The 8,108-nt window shown below is 37.7% G+C and carries 12 protein-coding genes; all 12 read right to left on the reverse strand.

The window, feature by feature from the left end:
• Positions 1-42: 42 nt before the first annotated feature.
• Positions 43-555 carry a DUF2812 domain-containing protein gene (locus GEZ84_RS09125; protein ID WP_153224299.1) on the reverse strand — a complete coding sequence of 171 codons (513 nt, stop codon included), beginning with the start codon at positions 553-555 and terminating at the stop codon, positions 43-45.
• A 34-nt stretch (positions 556-589) separates the two neighbouring features.
• A complete protein-coding gene (locus GEZ84_RS09130) occupies positions 590-1,165 on the reverse strand; it encodes a DUF2812 domain-containing protein (protein WP_153224300.1) in 576 nt (191 codons plus the stop codon).
• Entirely contained in the window at positions 1,165-1,485 is a 321-nt protein-coding gene (locus GEZ84_RS09135) for a PadR family transcriptional regulator (RefSeq protein ID WP_153224301.1), read from the reverse strand. The genes GEZ84_RS09130 and GEZ84_RS09135 overlap by 1 nt, the downstream gene beginning before the upstream one ends.
• 119 nt (positions 1,486-1,604) lie before the next feature.
• Entirely contained in the window at positions 1,605-2,951 is a 1,347-nt protein-coding gene (gene glnA, locus GEZ84_RS09140) for a type I glutamate--ammonia ligase (RefSeq protein ID WP_153224302.1), read from the reverse strand.
• A gap of 36 nt (positions 2,952-2,987) precedes the next feature.
• Entirely contained in the window at positions 2,988-3,344 is a 357-nt protein-coding gene (gene glnR, locus GEZ84_RS09145) for a transcriptional repressor GlnR (RefSeq protein WP_000659548.1), read from the reverse strand.
• Between the two features lie 76 nt (positions 3,345-3,420).
• The gene (locus GEZ84_RS09150; RefSeq protein WP_000119911.1) at positions 3,421-3,948 is read right to left on the reverse strand and encodes an FUSC family protein; all 528 of its coding nucleotides are present in this window, start codon (positions 3,946-3,948) and stop codon (positions 3,421-3,423) included.
• A 135-nt stretch (positions 3,949-4,083) separates the two neighbouring features.
• Positions 4,084-5,283, reverse strand: a complete 1,200-nt coding sequence (locus GEZ84_RS09155; RefSeq protein ID WP_001096780.1) for a phosphoglycerate kinase — start codon at positions 5,281-5,283, stop codon at positions 4,084-4,086.
• 154 nt (positions 5,284-5,437) lie between these two features.
• The gene (locus tag GEZ84_RS09160) at positions 5,438-5,974 is read right to left on the reverse strand and encodes a hypothetical protein (RefSeq protein WP_153224303.1); all 537 of its coding nucleotides are present in this window, start codon (positions 5,972-5,974) and stop codon (positions 5,438-5,440) included.
• Between the two features lie 2 nt (positions 5,975-5,976).
• Positions 5,977-6,489: a hypothetical protein gene (locus GEZ84_RS09165; protein ID WP_153224304.1), complete on the reverse strand. Its 513-nt coding sequence runs from the start codon at positions 6,487-6,489 to the stop codon at positions 5,977-5,979.
• Between the two features lie 2 nt (positions 6,490-6,491).
• Positions 6,492-7,007, reverse strand: coding sequence for a hypothetical protein (locus tag GEZ84_RS09170; protein ID WP_153224305.1), 516 nt, complete (start codon positions 7,005-7,007; stop codon positions 6,492-6,494).
• Positions 7,008-7,009: 2 nt separating this feature from the next.
• Positions 7,010-7,546, reverse strand: a complete 537-nt coding sequence (locus tag GEZ84_RS09175) for a hypothetical protein (RefSeq protein ID WP_153224306.1) — start codon at positions 7,544-7,546, stop codon at positions 7,010-7,012.
• Positions 7,547-7,548: 2 nt separating this feature from the next.
• Positions 7,549-8,061: a hypothetical protein gene (locus GEZ84_RS09180; RefSeq protein WP_153224307.1), complete on the reverse strand. Its 513-nt coding sequence runs from the start codon at positions 8,059-8,061 to the stop codon at positions 7,549-7,551.
• Positions 8,062-8,108 lie beyond the last annotated feature (47 nt).

The following is an 8,108-nucleotide window of genomic DNA, read 5'->3' on the forward strand; positions in this document are numbered from 1 at the left end:
TTTTGTCAAGAGTGCTAAAAATCAGTCTGAAGACCTAGAAACTCACTGTTCATCTACTTGGTATTTCCTTTTAAGTCTGAAAAAACCATGGATTAAATAAGAAATCATTAAAGCATATAAAAGAAAAATAATAAAGAAAGACATAGAAAGTTCTTCTTTAAATAAACTCATACAAACAACAAAACCACCTAAGAAAGTAGCTGTACAGGAACGAAGTCTAGATCGCATAACTTCCCACCTAAGATTATTACTAATATATACTTGATCCTCTGAAAGTATATCAGAAGCTGGTTTACGAAGAATTGAACAAAAACCTGTTTCTATCAATTCCCAACCTCTATCTCTAAAATCTTGCAGTTCATGCTTATATTTTTTAAGAAATCTAGAATCATAGATACAGTAGATGACATCGTCTGGTTGACATTGGTCAAAATAGAACAAACCAAAACGACTCGTTCTATACCTCCAACCTTTCAAATGCATCTCATGCAAATATTCTTCCTTCTTGTCCAAATCAAGAATAGTGAAAATCCGAAATTGCTTTTTATTTATCATGACTTCCCCTCCAATTTTGAGCATGCATCCCCTATCATAAATCTGATAATTCCTTCTTTTTATGCCATAACTTCCAGCTAATATAGACAACCATTAACAAAAGGATTAAAGATAAGAAAATATCTAGCCCGACCGCAAGTAAACTCCATAGACCATACGCATTACTTCTATTGAGCAATTTGAGTAAGAATGGTATATGTACGGCTAGCAAAAGTAAAACAGGTACTAGTCGCAGTCTTAAAATGCGATTAACCATAGCTAACTTCCCAGCAGCGTCATTATAGATTTCAAATTCTGCATTCGATTCAATTTCAGAATGTGCTTTTCTAAAATAGGAAAAACTATTAAAGTCTGTAATATGCTCCCAGCCACAGTCTTTAAACAGTTGTAAATAGGAGGCTCTCTCTGATTTTTCCATTGGGTAAAAATCCAACTGATAAGACACTTGCTCAGGCTGACACTTTTCAAAGGTATACTTAACTGCAAACAATAAGATAGAATAGCTTACTTTCCTAAGTTTCCAACCCTTAGCATGCATTTCTCTAAAGTATAGAGCCTCCCTCTCATAATCCGCAATTGTAAAAATTCGATAAACAATTTTCTTTTCCATCATCCTTCCTCCCGACTATTTCTGTAGAGGCGTTCAATACGCTTCAATTCAATCTCCAAAACTTTTCGTCCCAAGTCTGTTATCTGATAGATTTTCCGTTTTTCCTCTTCGCGGACAAAGGAAATCAAACCATCCTTTTCCATCTTTGACAAGGTTCCATACATAGTTCCAGGACTAATCGAAACTTGTGAATCTGTCATCTCCTTGACCTTTTGCGTAATACTATAACCATGACGCTCCTTTTGCAAACAGAACAAGATATAAAAACCCGTTTCCGTCATCGGAAGATAGACCCGACGAACCTTATCCGTTAATTCCATTTATAAGTACCTCCTATTCAGTTCGATATATCGCACTTCGTTATATAAAATATATCACACCTCGATATAAAACACAAGAAAAAAGACCGCCCACAGGCAATCTTTCTTCTATATTAGTATTAGTAAAGATCTAAATAGTTATCAATTTCCCATTGTGAAACGAAGGTTGCATAACTTGACCATTCAATTCGTTTTGCTTCAAGGAAACTAGTATAGATATGTTCTCCAAGAGCTGCTCTAACAACTTCATCTTCAGTCAGAGCTTTCAAAGCGTTGTGAAGAGTTGATGGAAGGTCTGTGATGCCAGCTTCCTTACGCTCTTCTGCTGTCATAATGTAGATATTTTCTTCGATAGGAGCTGGTGCTTCTATTTTGTTTTCAATACCATGCAAACCAACTTCCAAAAGAACTGCCATAGCGATATAAGGGTTCGCCATTGGATCCACTGAACGTAACTCAAGACGAGTTCCCATACCACGTGAAGCAGGTACGCGCACAAGTGGCGAACGGTTACGACCAGCCCAAGCAATGTAAACAGGCGCTTCATAACCTGGAACCAAACGTTTGTATGAGTTAACCGTTGGGTTCATGATGGCAGTATAGTTGTAGGCATGCTTGATCAAACCGCCAAGGAAATGGTAAGCCGTTTCTGACAACTGCATTCCTTTTGGATCATTTGGATCATAGAAGGCGTTATTTCCTTCTGCATCAAACAAGGACATATTACAGTGCATACCTGATCCAGCAATACCAAATTTTGGTTTGGCCATAAAGGTTGCGTAAAGCCCATGTTTGCGAGCAATGGTTTTAACAACGAGCTTAAAGATTTGAATCTTATCACAAGCACGGAGTACTTCATCGTACTTGAAGTCAATCTCGTGTTGTCCAACCGCAACCTCGTGGTGACTCGCTTCTACTTCAAATCCCATTTTAGTCAAGACATTCACAATCTCACGACGTGTATTGTCCGCAAGGTCAGTAGGCGCCAAATCAAAGTAGCCACCCTTGTCATTTACTTCAAGTGTTGGGTCTCCATTTTCATCCAGTTTAAATAGGAAGAATTCTGGCTCTGGTCCAAGGTTGAAGGATTTGAATCCCACTTCTTCCATGTGACGAAGAGCACGTTTCAAATTGCCACGAGGGTCACCTGCAAATGGTTCACCTTCTGTTGTATAGACATCACAGATCAAACCTGCAACACTTCCGTTTTCATCTCCCCAAGGGAAGACTGTCCATGTATCCAAGTCAGGATGCAAGTACATATCTGATTCATTGATACGTACAAAACCTTCGATAGAAGATCCATCAAACATAGCCTTGTTTGACAAGACTTTATCTAACTGTTCATCTGTAGCAGGAATTTCGACGTTTTTCATGGTTCCCAAAATATCTGAGAACATGAGACGGATAAAGGTAACATTTTTTTCCTTGACTTCACGACGAATATCTGCAGCTGTGATTGGCATGAGTTTTCTCCTTAATGTATGACTACTTGCGGTTGCCTAACCGCGACCAAAAGGTGATCGTACCGAAGCAAAGCGACCCTGTTGGAGGAGTTCATTGTGAAGTGCACGACGCACCTCAGTCTGACTCACCGCTTTCTTGGATTTCGCTTCACGTTCAGCATATTTTTTCTTAATGGCAGCGATATTATAACCTTCAGAGATATAATCTTTGATTTCAAGCAGACGATCCATGTCATTCAAGGAATACATGCGACGGTTCCCTTCGTTTCGATCAGGTTTGATCAACTCTTGATCTTCATAATAACGAATCTGACGCGCCGATAGATCGGTCAACTTCATAACACTGCCGATAGGAAAAACGGCCATATTTCGGCGAAATTCTTTTTCCTTCATTTACAATTTCCTTCTTTCTGTCTATTATAGTCTAAAAAAAGACAAACGTCAATTGATAATGTTATAAAATGTAACATTATTTTTCTTTTTTTTCTAAAAAGAGCCGAATGCGGTCAATATCGTAATTTACCAGAATTGCGACAAAAACTCCCATGAAAGTTTCTGATACACGCGCAAACACGTACAAAATCGTTTCGCCGCTCGGAATCGATAGGGTAATGATTAACATAGCTGCTACACCACCAATTACCCCTGCTTTGTTATTCATGGCTACATTTGTCATAATGGTTAACATGGTGCAGATTGGAACAACTACCAAGGTCACCCAAAAAGCTTCATGGAAAAAACCATTCAATAGGAAGAAGACCAGAGCATAGAAGCCACCGATACTATTGCCTAGAATACGCGAAGTCCCAAAATGAACACTCTTATCAAAGCTCTCCCTCAGACTAAAAACAGCTGTCAAAGCACCTATTTGAAGACCTTTCCAACCAAAAAAGCCAAAAATCAAGAGAACTAGAAAAACAGCAATACCTGTTTTAAAGGTTCGCATACCAAGTTTGAACTGGGATTTATCGAATTTATATTTTTTAAAATAACTCATAATCTCAACTTTCTATTTCCATTTTATCATAATTTGGGTGATTTTATGAGGAATAGTTGAGAGGAAGCGTTTTTATTTTGAGCAAAAGAAAAGAGGAACTTTCACTCCCCTCTTCTTTGATTTATTTATAAAATCTTATTTTTCTGTCAAGGCTGCAAGTCCTGGAAGAACTTTACCTTCAAGAAGTTCCATTGATGCTCCACCACCAGTAGAGATCCATGAGAATTTATCTGCGCGACCAAGGTTGATTGCTGCGGCAGCTGAATCACCACCACCGATGATTGATTTAACACCTGGTTGTTTCACGATAGCGTCCATCACACCGATTGTACCAGCTTGGAAGTCTGGGTTTTCAAATACACCCATAGGTCCGTTCCATACAACTGTTTTGGCACCAGTCAAAGCTTCGTCAAATTTAGCGATAGATTTTGGACCGATGTCAAGACCAAGGAAGCCTTCAGAAACTGCTTCACCTTCAGTGTCACGCACTTCAGTGTAGCCAGCAAATGCGTTAGCTTCTTTTGAGTCAACTGGCAAGATCAATTTACCGTTAGCTTTTTCAAGAAGAGCTTTCGCAACATCCAATTTGTCTTCTTCTACAAGTGAGTTACCGATTTCGATACCTTGTGCTTTGTAGAATGTGTAAGTCATACCACCACCGATAAGGACTTTATCAGCTTTTTCAAGCAAGTTTTCGATAACACCGATCTTGTCAGATACTTTTGAACCACCAAGGATCGCTACGAATGGACGTTCTGGAGTTTCAACTGCTTCTTGGATGTAGGCAATTTCGTTTTCAAGAAGGAAACCAGCAACTGCTTTTTCAACGTTTGCTGAGATACCAACGTTAGATGCGTGTGCACGGTGAGCTGTACCGAATGCATCGTTTACGAAGATACCATCTCCAAGTGATGCCCAGTATTTACCAAGTTCAGGATCGTTTTTAGATTCTTTCTTGCCGTCAACATCTTCGTAACGAGTGTTTTCAACCAAGAGAACTTGTCCATCTTCAAGAGCGTTGATAGCTGCTTCCAATTCAGCACCACGTGTAACACCTGGGATAAATTTAACTTCTTGTCCCAACTTAGCAGCCAAGTCAGCAGCTACAGGAGCAAGTGATTTACCAGCTTTGTCTGCTTCTTCTTTTACACGACCAAGGTGAGAGAAGAGGATTGCACGTCCACCTTGTTCAAGGATGTACTTGATAGTTGGAAGAGCTGCAGTGATACGGTTATCGTTGGTAATCACGCCATCTTTTACAGGTACGTTGAAGTCAACACGAACGAGAACTTTTTTCCCTTTCAATTCAACGTCTTTAACAGTCAATTTTGCCATTAGATATGACTCCTTCTTTTTTTATACGTGTTAATTATATCACAAAATCAGCAAAAGAGATAGAAAAACCCTAAACTTTTCGAGTTCTCTATTCCATATGGCAGAATTGACATTAACTTTGCTTATCAGATGAAACCTTTATCCACTTTCATCTCTAATTAAATCTGTCTTGATACTTTTTATTAAATAACCACTGCAGATTGATGAGGGGTTTACTCTGTACATCAAGTATGGGTTTAAGGGTCTCTCTAATCTCTCCTTTTATCTCTGTTTCATCAATTGTTGCAGTATCAATTTTTTTATACTCTTTATCGAGAGCCCACTCAAGCTCAAAATTCTTATCAAACTTATAGGACACATCGTTTTTATCACTGTAGTGATAACCTCCATCAAACTCGCCAAAACTTGTAGGATGACCACTTGAATCAATAGAATTTTCGATAAAATTCGCTCCATCATCATCATAGCGAATACCTTCAATTTTCGGAGTATCAACCCACCACATATTTTCAATCAACATAACTAAGTCGGGTTCTGTTCCCTCCTTATGAGGCATCCGTTGTGCATAATAGACTGAGTTAGATAGCAAATTAATCGTAGTAACAGCATACATACTCGCTCCTATAAATACTACTAAGCCAATGCTCACTACTACAATGATTACAGAAATTACTACTTTTAATGCTTTCATCTTTAATTAAACCTGTCCTGATACATTTTATTAAACAACCACTGCAGATTAATCCGAGGTTTGGGCTGAGCATCAATAACTGGAGCAAACACCTCTCTAATCTCCTGTTTTATTTCATCCTCATGAATTTCTCTTTTTGGCTGTTCTCCTGTGAAGTCACTTACATGGTGAAATCTGAAGGTACTATCAAAACCTATAGAGAGATGATATTTATGATATGAAAAATTTCCCATGGTTTCTGATAAAACAAAATTGTTTTTAGTGTCAATAATAGCATTTTCTCCATCATCATCATAGCGGATTCCTTCTATTTCTGGTGTATAAACCCACCACATATTTTCAATCAGCATAACTAAGTCGGGCTCTGTTCCCTCCTTATGAGGCATCTGTTGGGCATAGTAGACCGAATAATATTTCAAGTTGTCATAAGCGTATAAACTCAACCCTAAAAATACAACACCCCCTATACTAAATACTAGGATAGTTCCTATAATGATTCCTTTTAATGCTTTCATCTCTAATTAAATCTGTCTTGATACTTTTTATTAAACAACCACTGCAGATTGATGAGGGGTTTACTCTGTACATCAAGTATGGGCTGAACGGTTTCTCTAATTTCATCTAAAACTAGTTGTTGATTGAATTCAATATCATTATAATGTTCATCAAATGCACTTTGAATACGAAAAACTTCATCGAAGAGATAATGATTATCAGTACCAGAATGAAACATTAAATAATCTCCTGATGCAGAGAATATTGACTCCTTTCCCTCAATATTTCTAGCTATACTATTCATTCCATCATCGTCATAGCGGATTCCTTCTATTTCTGGTGTATAAACCCACCACATATTTTCAATCAACATAACTAAGTCAGGCTCTGTCCCCTCCTTATGAGGCATCTGTTGGGCATAGTAGACCGAATAATATTTCAAGTTGCTATAAGCGTATAAACTCAACCCTAAAAATACAACCACCCCTATACTAAATACTAGGATAGTTCCTATAATGATTCTTTTTAATGATTTCATCTTTAATTAAACCTGTCCTGATACAGTAGATTAAACAACCACTGCAGATTGATGAGGGGTTTACTCTGTACATCAAGTATGGGTTGAACGGTTTCTCTAATCTCTTCTTTTATTTTTTTTTCATCAACTGTAGCTAGATCAATTTTTTTATAATCCTTGTCAATAGCCCACTCCAGAGAAAAATTTTTATTGAATTTATAGGTTACATCGTTTTGATCGCTATAACCATAACCACCAATAAGTTCATCAAAATTTGTCGGTTTACCAGTTAGGTTAGTCGAATTTTCAATAAAATTTCTACCATCATCATCATAGCGGATTCCTTCTATTTCTGGTGTATAAATCCACCACATATTTTCAATCAGCATAACTAAGTCGGGCTCTGTCCCCTCCTTATGAGGCATCTGTTTTGCATAATAGACTGAGTTAGATAGCAAATTAATCGTAGTAACAGCATACATACTCGCTCCTATAAATACTACTAAGCCAATGCTCACTACTACAATGATTACAGAAATTACTACTTTTAATGCTTTCATCTTTAATTAAACCTGTCCTGATACATTTTATTAAACAACCACTGAAGGTTGAGCCGAGGTTTGGGCTGAGCATCAATAACTGGAGCAAACACCTCCCTAATCTCCTGTTTTATTTCAGCTTCATTAATCTCTTTTTTGGGTTGCTCTCCTGATAAGTCAGTCACATGGAAAAATCTAAAGGTACTATCAAAATCTACAGTTACACGATTTTTATGATACAAAAAATTTCCCATAGAGTTGGACAGAACTGTTTCCGTTTTGGTATTTTCAATAGCATTATTCCCATCATCATCATAGCGAATCCCCTCAATTTTCGGGGTATAAATCGAACCCATATTTTCAAGTAGCATGACTAAGTCAGGCTCTGTCCCCTCCTTATGAGGCATCTGTTGCGCATAGTAGACCGAATAATATTTCAAGTTGTCATAAGCATATAAACTCAACCCTAAGAAGACAACCACCCCTATACTAAATACTAGGATAGTTCCTATAATGATTCCTTTTAATGCTTTCATCTCTAATTAAACCTGTCCTGATACATTTTATTAAACAACCACTGCAG

The sequence above is a fragment of the Streptococcus mitis genome (assembly GCF_009496155.1).
In the GTDB taxonomy this organism is placed as follows: Bacteria; Bacillota; Bacilli; order Lactobacillales; family Streptococcaceae; genus Streptococcus; species Streptococcus mitis_BQ.